The sequence below is a fragment of the Bradyrhizobium sp. BWC-3-1 genome (assembly GCF_032917965.1).
In the GTDB taxonomy this organism is placed as follows: Bacteria; Pseudomonadota; Alphaproteobacteria; order Rhizobiales; family Xanthobacteraceae; genus Bradyrhizobium; species Bradyrhizobium canariense_D.
In genome coordinates this window covers 6618242-6639325 of the sequence record NZ_CP136625.1, presented here as the reverse complement: position 1 = coordinate 6639325, position 21084 = coordinate 6618242, and the positions used below count along the sequence as shown (strand labels likewise).

Genomic DNA, 21084 nt, shown 5'->3' with positions numbered 1-21084 from the left:
AGGAGTATCGCATCGTGATTACCCGCAGAAGCGCAGGGATATTAGCGTTCAGCATATGGGTTAGCGCCGCTTTCGCGCAAAGCGGGAAGCTGAATGATCCGCAGATTGCGCATATCGCTTATACGGCAGGCGTTATTGATGTTGCGGCTGCAAGGCAGGCTTTGAGCCAGTCGACCAATACGGACGTGAGAGCGTTCGCTGAAAATATGGTGCGTGACCATGAGACCGTGAACAAGCTGGCTTTGGATCTGCTCCAGAAGCTCAAGGTCACGCCGGAAGATAACGACAGGAGCCGCAGCCTTTCTAAATCTGCTGCGGGCGAGTTGATTGAGCTCGGAAAGCTAAAGGGTGCGGAATTTGACAAGGCTTACGTGTCGAACGAGGTTGCCTATCACAAGGCGGTTGATGACGCTCTTGAATCGACATTGATCCCGGGCGCGACCAATCCTGAACTGAAGAGCCTGCTCCAAACCGGTCTGAGGATCTTTCAAGGACACGCGCAGCATGCAGAGCATCTTGCGGCAAGCCTGAAATAGGACGGCGCATGGCTTCGAAATCGGTCTTGCCGGTTCTCTACCTCGCATTGTTGCTTGGTGCAGGATCTGCCAATGCGGAAGTCATCGTGGTCACGATGGATAATATGGCGATTTCGCCCCTGGAAGTTTCGGCTAAAGTCGGGGATACAATTCAGTGGATCAATAAGGACGTGTTCGATCACACCGCCACTGCCCAAAACGGAGACTGGGACGTGGCGATTCCGGCAAAGACGACGGTTACGACGGTTCTGAAGAAGAGCGGGCCGGTCGCTTATTATTGCCGTTTTCATCCGAACATGACGGCGATTATCCAGATTGAGCCATGAGCCTCGGGCTGCCGAATGTTCGATCGATCGCTCGGCGGCGATGACGAGAATCATTCAAATTAGGTTGTAATTCCGCGAAGTGAAAGATGAAGAAGATCACGTTATCGGAATTGGCGTATGCGATCATGATGGCCGTCGCTTGCGCTGTTTCCTATCTTGTCACAAGCCGGGTGATCGGGCCGTCCATCGATCGGGGCGACAGTTTGTTGGGAGGAATGTGGGCCGCGGTCGCGACTGCCTTTGTGTTCCGAGAAACGCGCGTCGGGAGCCTAGCTGCCGGCGTCTCGCGGTTTGTAGCGACTTGCGTCAGCTTCGCCCTCTGTTCGATTTACATTGCTCTGCTTCCCGTCAACGCCGGAGGTATTGTCCTCTTGATCGGAGCGGGCGCAATCGTCATGCAGTCCTTTCGGCGACCGGAGGACATCATTACCACGTCGATCACGAGCATCGTGCTGATGGGTGTTGCGGTGATTGATCCGGAGCATGCTTTTGAGCAACCAGTGCTGCGTCTCTTCGATACCGTTACGGGCATCGGCATCGGTGTGCCGCTCAGGTGGGGCATATCTTGCGCGATGGCTCGCCCCGGCATTGTCCCGGGCTCGAAGGAGGGGATCATATCTTCCGCCGAGCGGAAGATCAGCGTACGACGCTCAAGCTTTTAGGTGCGGCGGATGTGAACTCGCTGGGTGGTAAACGGCTAACATGAGCGCTGTCGATCGGCGTATTGAGGCGTGAGCCTAGGGAAAGTACTTTTGGTAGATCGCGTGGAACGCTTCAGTTTGATTGCCTCAATACATTTGAAAACGCATCTACGAAAGCGGGCGAAAGGCGTTCCTCGCTGAAGCAGACATAATACCCTTCGTCAACAACGTAGCTAGACAATGGCGGCTCGATTCTTCCTGACAGTCCCATTGAGGCGATCTGTCTCGTCCCTGTGGAAAGGTTTATGCACGCGTAATCGAAACGCGCGGCGGCCAGCGTCCTTAAACTGGCGAGACCATCTTCGTCGCAAACGAGTTCTGGGTGCGGCAGCCATGGGTACACGTTGATGTCTTGTTTCGCCGAAACGTTAGTTTGGCGCTGCTCGCGCTCCTGTCTACGCGCTCGTATCGTCGTCCATGGTATTACGCCGGCCGCGGCCATCGCCCTGTTGAGCGCAATCGCGATCGTCCCGCTCTGGATAACGCGGAAGTCATTGCTTGATTCATGGCGGATAGTGGTCATGCTCGTATTCATGACCGAAGCCCTTATCAGCAGCTTCCCGGTCTCGGCGCGCTTCAGCCTCGGTTGGTATGCCGTCACGACCTGCAGCTGGTTCCGGCAGCCTCATTCTGTTCGTCTTGCTCTATGAAATCTCTGCTGTTTTATGCGCGTCTGATTGGAGCCGTAAGAGCCCAGAGCCGCGAACGCGATGCGCCTTAATCACTGGCGGCGCGGTCGCTGCTACGATTGCGCATGAGATCAAGAGCCTCTGTCCGCAATCATCATGTGGGCCGAGACCAGCTTGCGCTGGATTGACCGCGCGTTGTGATGGAGGGTATTCGGGTAAACTCCAAGGAGGAGAATCGAATCGTAACCTGGTTCGACGTCAATGTTCTTATCGATGAGACGCTGCCCTCGTGCACACCGAACTGCAGCAGCATCGCATATCGGTTCGTGCGGAATCGAAAATGCAGCTTCCGCAGATCAGGGGAGACCGAATTCAGCTCCAGCAAGTACTCTTGAATCTGATCACAAATGCCATTGAGTCGATGGCAGTGAGGCGGCGGTCCGCGAATTCTTATTCAGTCACACGATGGAAGCTTGCTGGTGTATCCGAACTCACCGCATGGTGCCATTTTCCGGATGATCTTGCATGTCGACAAGGCTGGATCGCCCGCCTCTGCGTGACCTGCCTCGTACTTTCGCCCCCGCGTCTTTGCAGGCATTGGTTTTGCTTGCAAAGCACCGCGGCCATAGAGTCCTAACACGAACGTATGGGCACGACGACACGTGTGTTGAATGGAGCTTCGTGGCCACGTGCCTTACGAAACCAGAAGGCTGAAACAAGCGAGAGGTTCCGATGAACGCGCCTTTGATTTTCCCGCGCAAGGCGGCTGATGCACCGATTCGTTTCAGTCCATCCGTGGAACGACTGGACCCTGACGAGGCAGCGACGATTGAAGGCCTGATTGCCACCATGCGATACGTCAACGAAAGGACGTTCGCCGATGGGAGGCACGCCATCCGTTCGGTTCACGCCAAAACCCAGGGCATTCTGGAGGGCTACCTGGAGGTCGATGCCGGCCTTCCGATCGAGTTGGCCCAGGGATTGTTCGCAAAGCCCGGCCGTTATCCGGTGGTGATGCGGTTTTCCACGGTGCCGGGCGATATCCTTGATGACAGCGTGTCCACGCCGCGCGGTCTAGCGGTCAAGATTATAGGCGTCGAAGGTGAGCGGCTCAGCGGGTCGGAGGGCGACGTCACCCAGGATTTTGTTCTGGTCAATGGGCCGGCCTTCGGAGCGCCGACCCCGAAGAAATTTCTGCCTGTCATAACGTTGCTGTCAAAAACGACCAACCGCGTGCAACGACTGAAGAAGCTGTTGTCTGCCGTGATGCGTCAGGTGCAGCGCGCGATCGTTTCCGTGACCGGCCAGCCGAACACGACAGTCGCCACCCTCGGCGGCCAGCCGGAAACGCATATTTTGGGAGAGACGTTCTACAATCAGGCGCCGGTGCGTTTCGGCGATTTCATCGCAAAAATCTCGGTCTCCCCAATTTCTTCCGAACTGGCAGCCCTCAAGGGGGCGGCACTCAACGTCAACGGCATACCGAACGGCATCCGCGAAGCCGTTGTCGCGTTCTTCAAGCAAAGTGGCGGCGTTTGGGAGGTGCGGGCGCAACTGTGCACGGATTTGAACCTGATGCCGATCGAGAACGCCGCCACTGTCTGGCCGGAGCAGTTGAGCCCGTACCGTCGAATTGGCCGCATTGAGGTGACGCGTCAAAACTCGTGGAGCGAAGCAAGATCATCTGTCGTTGACGATGGGATGCAATTCTCGCCGTGGCACGGTCTGGCGGCGCACCGTCCGCTCGGTGGTATCATGCGAGCTCGAAAAGAGGTCTACGCGGCGGCGAAGCGGTTTCGGGCGGCACGAAATGGGAGGGTGATCGAGGAGCCCCGTCAAAAGCCTGATTTGGGAGATTAGCAATCGCTGGCGTGCCGGACGGGTGCTCGGTGAGGGGGACGGTCATACTTTGATATGACTGGACCCCCCTAAATGACGTATAGCCGATTTTCGTTGCCGCTCGCATAGTGGACGTTCGTTGAGAGGTTGTCCCGATGTGATCGGCAAGAGCTCGGTTGTTCGGTCGTCTGTAGGAGTTGCGGGATGGGGGGACTGGCTAGGCGCAGCCAGCGTGGAAGGTGGTTAGTGCTCGACAAGATATCATGAAGTAGCGGGAAACTTTGCGTCGGGATTTAGGCCCCGCAGGAGAAGCTCTTGTTTAGGAATCGTGCGCTCCGCCGGAGACAGCAATGATCGGTGGCCAATGACGGGCCTAACGGGTTTGCGCCGTATCATGACAGCGTGATGGACGAGGTCGGTAGCCCAATTTCGATTTGGTTTGAGTTCGATGAGTTTGAAGTCGCCTTTGTGGCTCAATATGGTCACTGCGCGGAAGCGGGATGAACTTATGTGTGATTTTGCCTTCCATCACGCGGGAAAGGAGCCTCGATGAAGAGCTTTCTCCTGGCGAAAATGCGCCGCCGCGATTTCTTTCGGGCGGCGGCCGCAGGCGCCGCAATCGCTGCCAGCGGAACCGCTGCCTCTGAGACTGCCGCGGCTCAGCCTACCGGCGGCGCCAGCAAGCGGAAGGCCCGCTACCAGCCGAACTCGCCCGAGGTGCAGACCTACTATCGTGTCAACAATTATCCGGCCCGATAGGAGAAGTAGTCGTGCTTTTCAGAAAATCAGGGCATGGTCGAAATCAGGGATCCACATCGGCCGCTCCACAGCCCGGCAAAGTGGATCGTCGTAGTTTCCTTACCAAATCTGGTGTTGCCGTCGGTGCGCTGGCGGTGCTGGGCGAACTGCCGCTTGGCGGCATCCGCAAGGCGGAAGCCGGTCCGCCGGCTCCAGCCGGCGCCAAAGTTACGACGCGCAAGAATATCTGCACGCATTGTTCGGTGGGTTGTTCGGTGATTGCAAAAGTCTCGAACGGCGTATGGATCGGGCAGGAGCCGGACTACGACAGTCCGATCAATCGTGGATCTCATTGCTGCAAGGGCGCTGCGGTGCGCGACGACGTTCTGAGCCAGCGCCGGTTGCGGTATCCCATGAGGCTTGTTGACGGCAAATGGGTTCGGCTGTCTTGGGAACAAGCGGTCGACGAGATTGGCGACAAGCTTCTCGAGATTCGCGCGAGGTCCGGAGCGGATTCGGTGTACTGGCTTGGCTCGGCCAAGTTCACCAACGAAGCGGCCTATCTTAACCGAAAGCTTGCGGCGTTCTGGGGCACCAACAACTCGGACCACCAGGCACGGATTTGCCACTCCACCACGGTCACCGGCGTTGCCAATACCTGGGGGTATGGCGCGATGACCAACAGCTACAACGATATCCGCAATTCGAAGACGATCTTGATCATGGGTGGAAATCCCGCCGAAGCGCACCCGGTTTCGCTCCAACATATCCTCGAGGGCAAGGAGCTGAACCGCGCCAATATGATCGTCATCGACCCGCGCATGACGCGCACCGCCGCGCACGCCACCGAATACGTTCGGGTGCGCCCCGGTACGCACATCGCGACGATCTACGGCATGCTCTGGCACATTTTTGAGAATGGTTGGGAAGACAAGGAATTCCTGAGCCAGCGGGTTTATGGCGTTGATGAAGTCCGCAAGCAGGTGGCGAAGTGGACTCCGGCGGAGGTGGAGCGCGTCACGGGTTTGCCGGAAGCGCAGGTCAGACACGTCGCCGAAACGTTTGCCAAACAGAAGCCAGCGACGCTGATCTGGGCAATGGGACAAACCCAGTTCACGACCGGCACCGCGAATGTCCGTGCCAGCTGCATTTTGTTGCTGGCGACCGGCAATGTCGGTCATGCCGGAGGCGGGGCCAACATTTTTCGCGGCCATACCAACGTGCAGGGCGCCACCGATCTCGGCCTCGATGTGACGTCGTTGCCGCTCTATTACGGCTTGACCCAGGATGCCTGGCAGCACTGGTGCCGGGTTTGGGAGGTGGACTACGGCTGGATGGCATCGCGGTTCTCCAGCAAGGCCCTGATGGAAGGACCGGGGATTCCGAGCACGCGCTGGTTTGACGCGACGTTGCTTCCGAAGGCTCAGGTGACGCAGCCGGATAGCGTGCAGGCGATGTTCATCATGGGTCACGGCGTCAACACCATCACCCGCATGCCGGAGGCCAAGCGGGGAATCGAAAAGCTCGAATTGCTGGTGGTGTGCGATCCGTATCCGACGGCTTGGTCGGTGCTTTCGGAGCGAAAGGACGGCATCTACCTGCTGCCGGCGTGCACCAGCTTCGAGATGGATGGTTCGCGTACCGCCTCAAACCGCTCGCTGCAATGGGGCGAGAAGGTCGTGGAACCGGTCTTTGAATCGAAGAACGACTACGACACGATGTACATGCTGGCGCGCAAGTTCGGGTTTGCCGACCAGATGTTCAAGAACATCAAGGTCGAGAACGGAGTGGTGTCGGCCGAAGACATTCTCCGCGAGATCAACCGCGGCGGCTGGTCGACCGGCTATTGCGGTCAATCGCCGGAGCGGCTCAAGGCCCACATGAGGAACCAAGAAAAGTTCGACCTCGTCACCATGCGGGCGCCGAAAGACGACCCGGAAGTGGGCGGCGATTACTACGGTCTGCCATGGCCGTGCTGGGGTACGCCCGAGTTCAAGCACCCAGGGACGCCGATCCTCTACAATACCAATTTGTCGATCAAGGAAGGCGGCGGGACGTTCCGCGCGCGTTTTGGGGTGGAGCGCGTCGTCAAGCGCAAGGTGAGGGAGAACGGTCAGGAGAGCGAGAGGGAAGAACACGACAACCTGCTGGCCGAGGGCTCGTATTCCGTCGGTTCGGAGATCAAGGACGGGTATCCGGAATTTACGCTCGCGGTGCTGAAGAAGCTGGGATGGGATAAGGATCTCACGGCGGCAGAAATGGAGACCATTAATTGGGTTAATTCCACCAATCCCGACGCGGTGTCCTGGTCGCTCGATCTTTCCGGCGGCATTCAGCGGGTCGCGATCGAGCATGGCTGTTCGCCTTACGGCAATGCCAAGGCGCGCATGATCGCCTGGAATTTGCCCGATCCGGTTCCTGTGCACCGCGAGCCGATTTATACGCCGCGGCCGGAGCTCGTAGCGGACTATCCGACCTTGCCGGATGCGCGACAGTTTCGCGTGCCGAATATCGGCTTCACGGTTCAGAAGGCTGCGGTCGACCGCGGAATCGCCAAAGAGTTTCCCCTGATCCTCAGCTCAGGCCGTCTGGTTGAATATGAAGGCGGCGGCGAGGAGACGCGCTCGAACAAGTGGCTTGCCGAGCTGAAGCAGGAGATGTTTGTCGAAATCAATCCGGCGGATGCCGGTCCGCGCGGAATCAAGGATGGCGGATGGGTTTGGGTGACCGGCGCCGAGAACAGTTCGAGAGCGCGCATGAAAGCGGTCGTGACCGAGCGGGTTGGCAAGGGGGTCACGTGGATGCCGTTTCACTTTGCCGGTTGGTTCGAGGGCAACGATCTGCGCGCCAAATATCCCCCAGGGGCCGATCCCTTCGTACTCGGCGAGAGCGTGAATACGATCATGACCTACGGATACGATCCGGCGACTGGCATGCAGGAAACGAAAGCGACGCTCTGTCAGATCAGGGCGGCGTAAGGGAGCAGAGCCATGGCGCGGATGAAATTCCTTTGCGATGCCGACCGCTGCATCGATTGCAACGCCTGCGTCACCGCCTGCAAGAACGAGAACGAGGTGCCCTGGGGCATCAATCGCCGACGCGTCGTGACCATCAACGATGGCAAGCCGGGCGAACGGTCGGTATCGATGGCGTGCATGCATTGTACCGACGCGCCCTGTGCCGCGGTATGCCCGGTCAGCTGCATCTATCCGACCGAGGACGGTATTGTACTGCACTCCAAGGACCTGTGCATCGGTTGCGGCTATTGCTTCTATGCCTGCCCATTCGGCGCGCCGCAGTATCCCAAAGTCGGCAATTTCGGTTCTCGCGGAAAGATGGACAAGTGCACCTATTGCGCGGGCGGTGGCGGGACGGAAGCGCCCGGCAGCGCCGCCGAGTTCGAAAAATACGGCTCCAATCGCTTCGGTGAAGGCAAGCTGCCGTTGTGCGCCGAGATGTGTTCGACCAAGTCGCTGCTCGCAGGCGACGGCGACATCATTGCCCAGATCTACAAGGAGCGCGTCCTCAAACGTGGTTATGGCTCCGGCGCCTGGGGCTGGATGACCGCCTATCACGGAGATATCGAGATCTGACGGAAAACGCAGGGTGAACGAAATCACCTGGAGTAATGTCGCTATGATAGGCCTCGGTCGTATTCGTCTGCTGATAATTGCGACGCTGCTGCTTTGCGGAACGGTTGCGGTTCCGGCATTTGCGCAGAAGCTCGGCCCGGATGGGGCGCCGAACCCGACGGCGAGCGTTACGCCTCAACGCGATCTGCTGATGCTGGCGCCGCGCATCGAGGGGCGGATCGACATTCCGGACCGGAAGGCCAGCGTGCTGATCCAGCCGGCGGGACGGACCTGGGACTATTTCCACGAAGTGCTGCTGCACTGGGGTGCTGCGGTCGTGATCCTCGGCACCATCGTGCTGCTGGCCGCCGCCTATCTCATCATGGGCCGGCTCCGGATTTCGGCGGGGCGGTCCGGACGTACTGTCACCCGATTTCGGGCGTTTGAGAGATTCTCGCACTGGCTGACAGCGGTGTCCTTTGTCGTCCTCGGCCTCACCGGGCTCAACATCACCTTCGGAAAGATCGTGTTGTTACCCGTGGTCGGCCCCGAGGCTTTCTCGGAGATCTCACAAGCTGCCAAGTATGCCCATAATTTCACCAGCTTCTCGTTTGTAGCCGGCCTCGTTCTGATCGTCGGGATCTTTTTCAGGGACAATCTGCCCGCGAAGGTCGATATCGAATGGCTCAAGCAAGGGGGCGGGTTCATCAAGTCGAAGCATGCTCCCGCCGGCCGCTTCAATCCGGGCGAGAAGGCGGTCTACTGGCTTTCACTGGCAGCGGGCCTTGCGGTTTCCATATCGGGCTTTCTGCTGCTGTTTCCGTTCTACGAAACCACCGTTGCCGAGATGCAACTTGCGCACGTGACGCATGCCGTCGTCGCAGTGCTGTTCATCGCCTTGATCCTTGGCCACATCTATATCGGCACGCTCGGAATGGAGGGGGCGTTCGAGGCAATGGGCACCGGCGAAGTGGATTCGAACTGGGCGAAGGAACATCACGACGTCTGGCTGGCCGAACAGTTGGAGAAGGGCAAGGCCGGGTACTCCGCACCGGCGGAATAGGTCGGCGCCGCCGTGGTTCATTTTCGCGGACATCATCGCCGGAAAGGCAACTCTGTAAAATGCAGGACGGGTCTCAAGCGATTCCGGAAGGCGATGTAGGGGCGGGGATGCTGGCGTTGCGGGCGGCGGCTGCGGTTCCGACGCCGGACGTGCCGTTCGTGCGAGTCGAAAGCTCCGGCACGATCCTGGTGTACGGCCGGGACGAAATCGCGATCGAAGCCGGTCAAATGCTCGAGCAGCATCTCGACGTCACCGTCCTGATCCTGCCGTCCGGCTTGGTTGCCGGGCTCGGGGCGACCGACTTTCCCGTGGTGAAAGGAAAGATCGCGGTTGCCGGAGGCCATTTCGGCGCTTTTGCGCTAGTCATCGATGATTTTGCCTCGCCTGAGCCAACATTGCGCGGTGGCTTGCGGTATGGACCGTCGCGCAACGGCGCCCAATCCCGTTGCGATATCATTCTGGACCTTTCCGGCGGATCGCCGCTATTTTCGGCAGCCGATCTTCGTGACGGCTATCTGCGCGTCGATCCCGGCAATCGATCCGCGGTGCTGGAGGCCGTGCTCAAGGCGCGAGACCTCACAGGTGCGTTCGAGAAACCCCGATACGTCGGCTTCGATGCATCGCTATGCGCGCATTCGCGTTCGAATATCGTCGGCTGCAGCCGTTGCCTTGATCTTTGTCCGGCGGGTGCCATCCAGCCGGCAGGCGATCACGTCGCGATCGATCCGAACATCTGCGCCGGATGCGGGCAATGCGCCGCAGTTTGTCCGACAGGTGCCGCATCCTACGCGATGCTGCCGCCGGATGTGTTGGTGCGAAAGCTCCGCACGATGTTGCTCACCTATCACGCGGCCGGAGGCAGGCATCCGGTGGTCCTGTTCCATGATGAGGCGCACGGCAGCCCCATGCTCGACGCCCTGGCACAGTTCGGCGATGGACTGCCTGCGCATGTGCTGCCGTTCGCCGTCAACGAGACCACCCAGGTTGGGCTGGAAGGCATCGTAGCCGGCTTTGCATATGGCGCATCGGCTATCCGCTTCCTTCTGCGAGGCAGGCTCCGTCACGATGTCGCTGGCTTGAGGCAGACTGTCGCGCTGGCCGAACCGATCCTGCAAGGGCTGGGCTTCGCCGGCCCCCGTCTTGCAATGCTCGAGACCGACGATCCGGATGTCGCCGGTGTCGCCTTGCGAAAGATTCCATGCATGCCGTCCGCGCCGCGGCCGGCAAGCTTTCGACCCACTGGCGGCAAGCGCGAAGTGTTGCGGTTCGCCCTGCGCGAACTCCATCGAGCGGCGCACGAACCCGTCGACATAGTCGCGCTGCCAAAGGGGGCGCCATTCGGGGCGGTCGAAGTCGACACGCGTAACTGCACGCTTTGCCTGTCCTGCGTGTCGGCATGTCCGACCGACGCGCTGCGGGATGACCCGGAGCGGCCGATGTTGCGCTTTGTCGAGGACGCCTGCGTGCAATGCGGGCTCTGCCAGGTGACCTGTCCGGAACAGGTCATCACCTTGAAGCCCCAGATCGATTTCGGCGCTGCGACAGCGCCTGCCCGTGTGCTGAAGCAGGAGGAGCCATTTTGCTGCATCCAGTGCGGCAAGCCGTTCGGAGTGAAGAGCACCATCGATCGTGTCGTGGCTAAACTCGAGGGCAGGCACTGGATGTATACGGCTTCGTCGCGCCGCACCGACCTCATCAAGATGTGCGAGGACTGCCGAGTTGCCGTCGTCTCGGAGGGACATTTCGATCCCTATGGCGCGCCGGATCGTGCGCTCCGAACCACCGACGATTATCTGCAGGAAGGCGATCTCGCCGGCAAGCGGGGGCCGCGTCCGTGAAGCTGCTGCGCACCATTCAACTCGACGCCTCCGATTCGTTTGTCTTCGACCGGGCTGCGGTCCCGGGTGAATGGGCGGTTTCGGGCGCGTTCGCCTTTCTCAACCGAGACATTCCGGCGCTGCGGGGCAAAATCCGGACGGCGTTTCGTGCCGGGTTTTTGGGAATTGGCTCGCTCGGTCGCTCCACCCTGGTTCAGATCGTCGACGCGACCGAGCAGGACCATGCCGATGTCGTTGAATTGCTCGCCGCGCAACTGGTCCGGAAGTTTGGTGCGCCTGATCTGGCCTCCGCAGGCGAGGCGGCGAGGGAAGAGGTCGCCTTTGCGGCCTCGCTCTGCGATCATCCTGATGGCGTCATCGTCGCCGTGACGCGGAGCCTCGAGGGCGGCTCGATCCACGAGGCATTCCGCTCGCTACGTCCCGCCGCGCAATCGCCGTCGCGGGCCTTCAGTTTCGTGGAGATCGTCGGCGAGCAGGATGCGGACGAGCATCTCGATCTTGCAACGCTCCGGAAAGGAGGACGACCTTGAGCGCGAAGCACGATTTCTGGCTCGGTTGCGGCCATCACCTGCTCGATCGCGACGCCACGAAAAGGCTGGTGGTCACGGACGAATTCTTGAAGGTGTATCTGGCACGCGCCGAACTGGTGCCGCCACCCGAAGCCTGCCTGGCTGAACGGTCGCTCTACGACATCTTGCTGCACAATCCGCGGCAGGCGGTGACCTCGTCGCAGATTGCTGCGATTGCGGACCCGGATGCGCGCGAGAACTGGGAGGTGATGATTGCCTGGCGCGATCATCTGGTGAGGCATCGCACCCTTGAATCGGCCTACCTGGATATCATGCGACGAAATATCAGGCTGCCGCAGGTTTTTATAGGGCAGTTGATACAGGTCATTCTACGCAATGCGCTGAACGATTGCGACGACGCCCTTGTTCTGCGCGCTGCCGAGATGTTCTTTCGTACGCAGAAGCTGGCAGTGGAAGGCAACTCGATCATCGCCTGGGACGAGGAGGCGAGTGTCGATCGGCGGCACCAGTCGCCGCTGTTTGCCTTGCTGGGATTGCCGGCAGCCGTCAAGGCCGACGTGCTCAGCGATGCCACCGCCAGCAGTTACTGGGAGCGCAGCGACCGGTTCGACGTCGGGCTTGACCTGACGGTCGGGCAACGTGGATCGGCCGCGTTGGGCGATGTAATCGCGCGCTGGATATCGCATTTGCTCGCGGTCAACGTCGCGGTCGAACCGGTGGCGGAACTGCGCGACGAACCGCTGTCGTGGTATGTCGGGTTGAGTGCCGACGCGACGCGGATCGGCGACGCGATCTGGAACGGAAATGACGTGGACAGCGGGCTGCGAGCGCGCCTGGTCGGCCTGTACCGGCTGGATTTCCGCGATCCGTCGGATGTGATCGAGAAGGTCAGGGGGGAGCCGGTATACTTGCTGGCAGCCATGACGGCCGACGAAGAGCTGCGGTTGAAGCCGCAAAATCTGGTGACCGGCTTGCCAATCCGTTGTGAGGAGGCCGCGAATTGAGATCGACGACACTTGAAAGCGTTCCGGTGGGTGTCGTCGTCGAACGGCGCCGGGCGAAGAGTGTTTGGGCTGAGTTTCTCTGGCGGCCGGTTTCGGTGTTCGCCGGGACACCTTCGGCTGAACCGTGGACGGCGCTCGATGTGCAGGCGGAAAGCATGCTGTTCTACGCGGGTGAGGCCCTGATCGAACTTCACCGAACTGAGACGGCCTATTACCGCGATAATCTCGCATGCGGGACGCCGAAACTGTGGGTGGTGCTCGGCCCGACCGGATCCGACCGGCCGTACGAGCTGCTGGCGGTGACAGCCGATCCGGCGCAGGGGGAGGCTTCCACGGACGCGGGCAACAACCTCGTCGAGGCGGTGCCAATGCCGCAGGACATTCTGGCGATCGTCGGTCAATTCATCGCCACACATCACGTTGAGCGGCCCTTCATCAAGCGCCGGCGCCAGCCCGCTGAATTCGATCGCCAAAAGGACGGGCAGGGGAACGGGACATGACCGTGCCAGAAAGCTCGCTCTCACGATGGTCGAGGTTGAAACACGAGGCCGTTTCCAAGCGGCAGGCAGACACCGGGCAGGACGACACCTTGGCTGGTTCAGCCGGACCGGAGAATACGGAGCCTGAAACGGGATCGGGTGAGGGGCCGGTCGATCCGGTGGAGTTGCCATCGGTCGACACCATCACCATCGATACCGACATTCGTGCCTTTCTGAAAAGCCAGGTGCCGGCTGAACTGACCCGCGCGGCGTTGCGCCGGGCCTGGATCAGCGATCCGGCCATTCGCGATTTCGTCGGCATTGCGGAAAACCAATGGGACTTCAACGATCGAACGGCCATATCGGGCTTTGGTCCGCTGTTCGAATCCGATGACGTACCGGCGCTTCTCGCGCAGGCGTTTGGTCAGCCCGCCGACCCGGTCACCGCCATGGCCGAGTTGGCGACGGCGTTGGAAGCGCCGGCGGAAGCCGGAATTGTCACGGAAATCGCAGCGCCAGATCTGCCTGACCCGCCGGCCGCTTTGAGTGAAACTGCTGACGAGGGCGCGGCGGTCGAGCAACCCGTTGCAGAACTGGAAGGTGGCGCGCCGCCGAAGCGCCGAACACATGGCGGCGCATTGCCGCGATAGGGAGTTCCAGATTGGCCGCAGTACCGGTAACAGACAAGGAGCGAACGATGCGGGAGCGCACTGCGCGCGCTTCTGACAGACATGTCGTCGATGAACTGGATCGCGCTCGTGCCCGCGAATACGCATTGCTGGCGAACTTGCTGGCCCGAGGGCCCAGTCGCGAACTGCTCGGCCGCCTGTCGGCGCTGCAGGGCGACGCCACGCCGCTCGGCACGGCGCATGCGGCGCTCGCCGAGGCTGCGCGCCGATCCAGCGAAGCGGGCGCTGCGCGCGAATATTTCGACGTGTTCGTAGGACTGGGTCGGGGCCAGATCCTGCCTTACGCGTCCCAATATCTCACCGGCTCGCTGTACGGTGGGCCGCTGGTGGAATTGCGCGAGGCTTTCCAGCTTCTCGGTATCGAGCGGGTGAACCCGTCCGAACCCGAGGATCACATTGCAACCCTTTGCGAGACGATGGCGGGCCTGGTCGGCGGCGCCATCACCGGTCCGGACGGCTGCGATCGTGATTTCTTCGCAAAGCACCTGGCAACATGGGCCCGGCGCTTTTTTGCCGATCTGGAGGGCGCGCACCCGGCCGCCTTCTACGCAAGTGTCGGTTCACTGGGCCGTGCGTTCGTGGAGATCGAGACCGCCGCCTATTCACTTCCTGCCTGATGGCAGGGCAACAGGGGAAAACATCATGCGCTCGTTCATCGTGGCCTGCCTAGTCGCCACCGCCATAGCCGTCGGTTCCGCCGCGGTTCTCAACGCCTCGGTACAGCAATCGTCATCCGCCGCTTTCGCGGAAGGCAGCGTGAGACGCTGACCTTGTGCCCGCAAAAGAGGCGTCGCTGATCGACGCCTCTCCCCTGAACCATTTGCCAGCACCGCAGACCTATCTAGGGACTGCGAAAACGGAGGGCCACCATGATGCGCCTGACTATCGCTGCCATCGCCGTGGTCGCATTGCTTGCTGCCGGGGTCATGATGACACGTTGGCCATCGACCTCCGTCGAGCTGGCGTCCGGAACCGCCGCCATGCCGTCCTTGCAGGAACTACATGTCACGGCCGAAGTACACAAGCTCCCCGTGCAGGAGATCGACGATCAAGCCCTGGTCTATACCGCCCAGGGAAAGTATTGAACGCCCTGGCTGACTCGCGATCAGCGTGCAACTAAGCCAGTCCCTGCATCAACGCGGCTGCGCCAGGCATTGCTGCGACGCCATAGATTTCGACCATCGCTGTCGTCGCGAGCGGTCTTGCCATAACATTCCGCGTCAATGCCTGATGCGGTCGCCAGGCACTGCTCGTAGCTTGTGAAGCCGCAATCCGAGCCACGTGTATCGAACGTCATGCAATAGTGCCCCGCGGGCACCGCCGGCCCGGCGTATGCCGCAGAATCTCACACGTTGGCCAGTGCAAGTGCTGAAAGAGCGGTGGCCGATACCACTGTCAATTAGCGAATCATCTTCGTGGTCATTTTCCCGAAATAATCCCTGCCACCTTTTGGTAGATGGGGGAACACGATCGCGAAATCGATGGTCAGAAAGATGCAAGCGCATAACACGCTCATATGATTGGTGGCTGCTCTTCCCAGGCAAGGTACCGGCCCCGCGCCGATCTCGCGCAAGCGCGATGTGGTTGCGATCGAGAGCGGGAAGGCGCCTGATCTCGCTCCGATCTTCTGCTAACTTGTGCATTCAATTCGTGCGGCCACAACCGCTGACCGATCATACCTTAATGTGATCGGAGTTCTCCGAGTGTGGTATGGCCGCGTACGCAAATAGCTCGCAGTATTACGGTTGCCGGGAGCCAAAAGTCGCGGTGACGTGACGCGAGCGGATTTTGTTTGATGTTGGACACGATTTCACGGTTGGTCCTGGATGGCATCGGCGGCTTTGCCTTGCCCTACCTGGCCGGACGCGTCGTGACTGGCGTGTTCTTTGTGTTTGGGGCTACCACAAACTTACGAATGCCGAACGCCGCGCCGCCCTCGTGGCGACACTGCGGGACTGCAACATCCCGTTTGTTTCGCTGATGCAGTGGGTTGTTCCCGGGCTTGAATTCGCAGGCGGCCTCGGGGTCGCGTTTGGCCTGCTGAGCCCTTGCAGCGCTAGGCGTCGCTGTGATCTGTCTTATCGCAGCCTGCACCGCCGGTATGCGCCGGGTTAGAGCGTTAACCGCAATCGACAAGGCCGACATGACAGACGACGCTCTCTATCTCCCGGAGGTCCCGTATATCGTGCTGCTGGCCATGGTTGTGGCCAATGGCATCGGACCGTTCAGCCTGGACGCGATGCTGAGACACTTGACGGGGTGACGCGCCCATTTCGCCGAAATGCTCAGCGCGAGCACCCGGGGATTTGCGTCACGCGCAACGATCGGCAAGCGCGGCGTCGCCTCCGATAGGGAGGGTAAGGTGAAAATCCGCGCCACGCGATCGATCGTTGGTGGCCCACAAGCGGCCTCCATGCCCTTCAACGATGGTGCGGCTTATTGACAGACCGATGCCAACGCTGCGGGTTTTGGTGGTGACAAAGGCATTGAAAATCTGAGTCGTCAGCAGCGGCGGCAGACCAACGCCGGTATCGCTGACGGACACCGCGACGTGTCCGCCTTCCACCTGCTCGGACTTTATGACGAGTTCTCGGGTTCCGTCCGCATCGCTCATGGCCTCCATGCCGTTGATCATGAGATTCATCAGAACCTGCATTAACTGCGTGCGGTCTCCCGAGACCGGGGAAAGATCGTCCATGAGCTCGGTACGGATCGACACCGCATATCGTGCAGCCTCGCCGTGCAGCAGGATGACCATCTCCCGAATGACATCGTTCACCTCAACCAACTCGCGCAACGGCGCGCCGTTGTCGAAGAGTTGCTGCATACGGGCGACCGTCTCTGAAGCGCGTGTTCCGTCCTTTACGATCATGCTTGCGATCGCGCGGGCCCTCTCGATATTCGGCACTTCATGCGAAAGCCAGCGCATGCAAGTCTCGGCATTTATCATGATGGCGCCAATCGGATGATTCACTTCATGCGCCAGAGACGACGTCAGCTCTCCCATGGCGGTGATCCGGCTGACACGTGCCAAATCCGCTTGCGCCTGGCGCAACCGTTCTTCCGCCTGCTTACGATAGGCAATTTCGCTCTGCAGCGTTTCATTCGCCCGCAATAGCTCCGTGGCGCGCTCTTTCAGGCGATTCGCGGCGATTGCGAGACCGCGATACAAACGCGAGTGTTCCAGAACAAGTACGGTGAGCACGAAACTTGCCGCCAGTGCGCCGTAGATTCGTCCCGCGTAAAAACCCAGGTCATAGCGACCGCCGTTCAGGTACGAGCTCAGGGTGATGTCGCAGAACCAATAGCCCATCACGACCATAAGCCATAGATTCAGCAGGTTGCGTCGAGGGCGCGCCGCCAGCAAGACGAAGGCGCCCAGGACTAGTACGATGTCGGCGAGATTGACGATCCTTTGCCAGGGCGTAAAACCGGTTGTATCCAGCATCGGTGGCAGCAGGTGCGCATTTTCGGTGCCCCACGTCGCAGCGAACCAGCATGCGAACACGACGCCGACGACTGCGGTCACTGCCCTCGCAATCGAGATACGCGGCGGAGCGGCAATCCCATGGCTACTGTCTTGAAGCAGGGCGTAGAGGATCACGATGAGCGGGAAACCGCCGTGCCAGAATACACAGAGCCATAACGCTGTTTGCGGTCCCGCGCCGAGCAGACCGGTATCCGAAAACATACCGGGAAATGCCATAAGTTGAACGGCACTCATCAGTGAGGCAAAAAGATACCCGCTCGCCAACAGCAGCAATGCGCGTGAGCGCAGGATGTTGAACTGGCCAAAGAGAATGATGGCGGTCGTGAGATCATTGAGGGTGGATACGGCGTTATATACAGCAACGAAAGCAGGCGAGGGCTGCATGGGCGCGCGCACATAGGGAATGCAGACAACAAAAACGGCGGCCGAAATCGCTGTTAGCGCAAGGCAAAAACGCAACTCGCGAGATCCTACTGCGGCCCGCGACAGGAAGGCGCCGTCGTCGTCCACAGAAATGCTCATTGCTTCACCAGGACGCGCATTGTCGATTTCATGACCCGCTCGCCGACCCAGCAATCACCGGCCGGCGGCACTACGATTCACCCCGGTGGCGTATCGACGTAATCTCACATAGTCCTCCGGATGGAGAACCCCGCTCTCGCCCGCCGCAATTGAGCCCGCTGAGGAAGAACCGATTGCGACGATCTCCCGATCGTCCTTCTTCGATCCTAGAGATGCGTCATATGCTTTGCGACCGAACCTTGGTAGACGCTAGATCATACCAATGTATGAGCCGCAGCAATCGATAGTGACCATCCCAGCCCCGGCAGGCGAGCGGCACGACATCCGCTTCTTCGCGGAGTTTGCGGTTCCACTTGCCGCACAGCCAAGATCACTTCGCGGACGATCGCGAAGAAACGTAGGCTTCCATATATTCCGGTGCGGTGGCCTTCGTGATTTCGTCATAACCGAGTTCGTGCGTGATATTACCGTTGTGGTACAGGAAATCGGCCATGTCCTTGATCAGCCTGACCAGGCCGGAATATGTCTCGCCAGGCTTCGGTTTGAACGCAAGAGATGAGCCCTCAAGCGCCTCGCGCATGTCCTTGACGAGAACGTGCTTGTGGAGGGTCAGAACTTTCAGCGCATCGGCGGTATCCATGCCGGCGTAACGAGCAAGGGCTTCGGCACCAACCTCCGGATTCGCGTTGATCGCTCTCGCACTGTGGTCGAGCGCCGCAAGGAACATCTTCACGGTTTGCGGATTATTCGCCATCCATTCACGGCGTCCCCAATAGATCGCCGCCTGCTCGTAACCGCTTGCGCCAATGAAAGGTCCGAACGGTTCCCCGCCGATACTCATCAACTTGAAGCCCCAGGGCTCATAGATGGAGACGCCATCGACATCCTTGTTGGTGAAGGCGGGCATCAGGCTAGATATGCCCATGTTCACGATCGATACGTCCTTTAGCGGAATCCGCTCGGCGGCCAGATACTTCATCAAAGTCCAGTGCGCGGAGGTGCCGAAAATCGTGGCAATCTTCTTTCCTACCAACTGATTGGCCGAAGTGATGTCTTCGGAGGACTGCATGATGAGCGAGGTGTTCCCCACCTCGAGAAAGCAAAAGACCGAAATATCCATTCCTTCGGCGACACCGGCGATGAATGGAGGCATTCCTCCAAAGGTGACATCGATGTCGCCGGCCTTCATCGCCGCGAGCATGGGAGGGCCTGTGGTGAACTTCACAAAGGTCGGTTTGAGGCCCGCCTTCTCGAACAGTTTTTCCTGCTGAGCATAGAAGAATTCGAAGAAGGCGGCTGGCTGCCACCCGATCCGAATCTCGTTCGTTTCGGCTTTGGCGGCATTTATCAGGCCAACGAAAGCACAAAAAATCACGAAACATGCAGTAGATAGAAGTCGTTTCATCATTTTGCTCCGCCTTATCAGACAAGCACCGCCTGAAATTCACCTTGCGCCGCCGACAAATTCATCGGCGCCCGTTTATTTGCCGCTCCAATGGACGAAGCGACGTTCGAACAAAGTCAAGCCGCGCTCCAGCATCAGACCGATCAGCCCGATGAGGAGAATTCCGACATACAGGTCGGGAATGCGGAAGAAGGTTCCCGCATCCATAATAAGGTAACCGAGCCCGGCCTGCGCGGCCACCAGTTCGGCGGCGACAACCACTGCCCAGCTTAGGGCCAGAGCGACTTTCAAGCCAAGCATTACGTAGGGGAGTGCCTCGGGAAGAATGACCGCATAGAGCAGCGAAAATTACTGGTGCCGAGCGAGCGTGCGACCCGGATCAGTTCCTGCGGGACGGCGCGCACGCCGGCGGCGGTGTTGAGTGCGACGTACAGGAAGGATGCCAGAAAAATCAGGACGATCTTAGAGAATTCGCCGATTCCGAACCATAGGATGACGAGCGGAATGTAGGCAATCGGGGGAATAGGCCGTATGAAAGAAAAGAATGGCGCCAGCGCGCTCGAGATGATCGAGCTGTAGCCCATCGCCATTCCGACGCAGATGCCGACGATCGCGCCGGCTATGAAGCCTGCGCCGGTTCGGAAAAGGCTGGCCCCGATATGGACCCATAGCGAAGTACCTCCATAGCCCTGCGTCGCGAGCAGATAGAGTCGGCGCAGCAGCTCCAGAGGCCCGACGAAGCTGGAGTGCATGCCTTCCGCTTCGCTCGCCCAAGTCGACCAGATGATCAGAAGCAACAATGTAGACAGCGTTCCGACGAGGGCCGGTCGGATTTCCAAGGCCGTGGCGATCTGCTTGAAGCGTGCGCGCATCATGGAAGTCGCCCCCATGTCCTGTTTGGGTGCACCTCATCCCGGATCAAGCCGAGAATACGTTCCTTGTTTTCTTGGAATGCAGCCGTCGTCCGTGCGCGATAATCCGCGCGGGGTTGGGGCAAATCGTTGGTCAGGAGCGCCTTGGTCCGTCCCGGATTCGCCGACATTACGCAAATACGAGTCGACAGGAAGACCGCTTCATCGACGCTATGCGTGATGAAGAACACGGTTTTTCTCGTGCGTTGCCAGATTTCGAGTAGCTCTTCCTGAAGTAGCTCGCGCATCTGGGAATCCAGTGCCGCGAACGGCTCGTCCATGAGCAGGATCTTGGGATCCGCCGCGAGCGCCCGCGCAATCGCCACTCGCTGCTTCATCCCGCCGGACAATTGATAGGGATAATGATGCCGAAAGTCCTGCAAACCGACCAGATTGAGATATTGAAGCGCCACGTCCGCGCGCTTAGCCTTTGGAAGCTTACGATGGTGAAGGGCGAATTCGACGTTCTTCAACACGCTTAACCAGCGAAACAACGCATAACTCTGGAAAATGACACCGCGATCCGGACCCGGACCGGAAACGGGCTTGCCGAAAATCGCGACGTCGCCGACCTTGGCTTCGATGAAGCCGCCGACGATGTTCAACAATGTGGTCTTGCCACAGCCGGAAGGGCCAAGCACGGTGAAGAACTCGCCCGTCTGGATCTGGATGTTGACGTCGCTTAGTGTTTGCGTCCGGCCCGACGGCCCGTCGAACCAGTGACCCACCCCGTCCAAACTCACGGCGATGTTGTCGGGAATTGGCGCGGCCGTCTCAAGCGATGCGATCTTTCGGGTAAAATCCGCCAAGCG

20 protein-coding genes and 1 pseudogene are annotated in these 21084 nt (G+C 59.7%); 15 read left to right on the top strand and 6 right to left on the bottom strand.

Annotated features, from left to right (window positions below; genetic code table 11):
• The first annotated feature begins 14 nt into the window (after window positions 1-14).
• The 3 genes from RX329_RS32005 to RX329_RS31995 all read left to right on the top strand — a co-directional run bounded on the left by RX329_RS32005 (window position 15) and on the right by RX329_RS31995 (window position 1524).
• Entirely contained in the window at window positions 15-536 is a 522-nt protein-coding gene (locus RX329_RS32005; protein ID WP_085359298.1) for a DUF4142 domain-containing protein, read from the top strand.
• A gap of 8 nt (window positions 537-544) precedes the next feature.
• Window positions 545-862 (top strand): amicyanin, encoded by a 318-nt coding sequence (locus RX329_RS32000; protein WP_085359296.1) that lies wholly within the window; start codon window positions 545-547, stop codon window positions 860-862.
• An 86-nt stretch (window positions 863-948) separates the two neighbouring features.
• Window positions 949-1524: an FUSC family protein gene (locus tag RX329_RS31995; protein ID WP_317244811.1), complete on the top strand. Its 576-nt coding sequence runs from the start codon at window positions 949-951 to the stop codon at window positions 1522-1524.
• Window positions 1525-1636: 112 nt separating this feature from the next.
• Here the strand turns inward: RX329_RS31995 and RX329_RS31990 are convergent, their stop codons facing one another.
• On the bottom strand, window positions 1637-2098 hold the full coding sequence (locus RX329_RS31990; protein ID WP_143274226.1) for a hypothetical protein: 462 nt from the start codon (window positions 2096-2098) through the stop codon (window positions 1637-1639).
• Window positions 2099-2924: 826 nt separating this feature from the next.
• Between RX329_RS31990 and RX329_RS31985 the strand changes: the two genes are divergently transcribed.
• The 12 genes from RX329_RS31985 (at window position 2925) to RX329_RS31930 (ending at window position 15029) form a co-directional block, all read left to right on the top strand.
• A complete protein-coding gene (locus RX329_RS31985; protein ID WP_085359290.1) occupies window positions 2925-4052 on the top strand; it encodes a catalase family protein in 1128 nt (375 codons plus the stop codon).
• Window positions 4053-4580: 528 nt separating this feature from the next.
• Window positions 4581-4790, top strand: a complete 210-nt coding sequence (locus tag RX329_RS31980) for a formate dehydrogenase (RefSeq protein WP_143273265.1) — start codon at window positions 4581-4583, stop codon at window positions 4788-4790.
• A gap of 11 nt (window positions 4791-4801) precedes the next feature.
• Complete coding sequence (locus tag RX329_RS31975) at window positions 4802-7747, top strand: formate dehydrogenase subunit alpha (RefSeq protein WP_410706119.1); 2946 nt, start codon at window positions 4802-4804, stop codon at window positions 7745-7747.
• 12 nt (window positions 7748-7759) lie between these two features.
• Entirely contained in the window at window positions 7760-8362 is a 603-nt protein-coding gene (gene fdh3B, locus RX329_RS31970; RefSeq protein WP_085351001.1) for a formate dehydrogenase FDH3 subunit beta, read from the top strand.
• A 43-nt stretch (window positions 8363-8405) separates the two neighbouring features.
• Window positions 8406-9404 (top strand): formate dehydrogenase subunit gamma, encoded by a 999-nt coding sequence (locus RX329_RS31965; protein ID WP_085351002.1) that lies wholly within the window; start codon window positions 8406-8408, stop codon window positions 9402-9404.
• A gap of 107 nt (window positions 9405-9511) precedes the next feature.
• Window positions 9512-11242, top strand: coding sequence for a 4Fe-4S binding protein (locus RX329_RS31960; RefSeq protein WP_240543247.1), 1731 nt, complete (start codon window positions 9512-9514; stop codon window positions 11240-11242).
• A complete protein-coding gene (locus RX329_RS31955) occupies window positions 11239-11772 on the top strand; it encodes a DUF6505 family protein (RefSeq protein WP_085359285.1) in 534 nt (177 codons plus the stop codon). The genes RX329_RS31960 and RX329_RS31955 overlap by 4 nt, the downstream gene beginning before the upstream one ends.
• The gene (locus tag RX329_RS31950; RefSeq protein ID WP_085359283.1) at window positions 11769-12776 is read left to right on the top strand and encodes a DUF6352 family protein; all 1008 of its coding nucleotides are present in this window, start codon (window positions 11769-11771) and stop codon (window positions 12774-12776) included. The genes RX329_RS31955 and RX329_RS31950 overlap by 4 nt, the downstream gene beginning before the upstream one ends.
• Window positions 12773-13276 (top strand): DUF3305 domain-containing protein, encoded by a 504-nt coding sequence (locus RX329_RS31945; protein ID WP_085359282.1) that lies wholly within the window; start codon window positions 12773-12775, stop codon window positions 13274-13276. The genes RX329_RS31950 and RX329_RS31945 overlap by 4 nt, the downstream gene beginning before the upstream one ends.
• Window positions 13273-13905 carry a DUF3306 domain-containing protein gene (locus tag RX329_RS31940; protein ID WP_085359280.1) on the top strand — a complete coding sequence of 211 codons (633 nt, stop codon included), beginning with the start codon at window positions 13273-13275 and terminating at the stop codon, window positions 13903-13905. Before RX329_RS31945 ends, RX329_RS31940 begins: the two co-directional genes overlap by 4 nt.
• 47 nt (window positions 13906-13952) lie before the next feature.
• Window positions 13953-14561, top strand: a complete 609-nt coding sequence (locus RX329_RS31935) for a molecular chaperone (protein ID WP_085359278.1) — start codon at window positions 13953-13955, stop codon at window positions 14559-14561.
• Window positions 14562-14813: 252 nt separating this feature from the next.
• The gene (locus RX329_RS31930) at window positions 14814-15029 is read left to right on the top strand and encodes a hypothetical protein (RefSeq protein WP_085359277.1); all 216 of its coding nucleotides are present in this window, start codon (window positions 14814-14816) and stop codon (window positions 15027-15029) included.
• Between the two features lie 20 nt (window positions 15030-15049).
• On the opposite strand, the gene RX329_RS42065 is transcribed toward RX329_RS31930, so the two are convergent.
• The 5 genes and pseudogenes from RX329_RS42065 to RX329_RS31910 form a co-directional block, all read right to left on the bottom strand.
• Window positions 15050-15262: a DUF3551 domain-containing protein gene (locus tag RX329_RS42065; protein ID WP_085359275.1), complete on the bottom strand. Its 213-nt coding sequence runs from the start codon at window positions 15260-15262 to the stop codon at window positions 15050-15052.
• A gap of 993 nt (window positions 15263-16255) precedes the next feature.
• Window positions 16256-17956 (bottom strand): MASE4 domain-containing protein, encoded by a 1701-nt coding sequence (locus RX329_RS31925; protein WP_085359273.1) that lies wholly within the window; start codon window positions 17954-17956, stop codon window positions 16256-16258.
• Window positions 17957-18326: 370 nt separating this feature from the next.
• Window positions 18327-19364 carry an ABC transporter substrate-binding protein gene (locus RX329_RS31920; protein WP_085359271.1) on the bottom strand — a complete coding sequence of 346 codons (1038 nt, stop codon included), beginning with the start codon at window positions 19362-19364 and terminating at the stop codon, window positions 18327-18329.
• A gap of 72 nt (window positions 19365-19436) precedes the next feature.
• Window positions 19437-19945, bottom strand: a pseudogene (locus tag RX329_RS31915) (ABC transporter permease).
• Window positions 19946-20232: 287 nt separating this feature from the next.
• Complete coding sequence (locus RX329_RS31910) at window positions 20233-21081, bottom strand: ABC transporter ATP-binding protein (RefSeq protein ID WP_240543248.1); 849 nt, start codon at window positions 21079-21081, stop codon at window positions 20233-20235.
• Window positions 21082-21084: the final 3 nt, after the last annotated feature.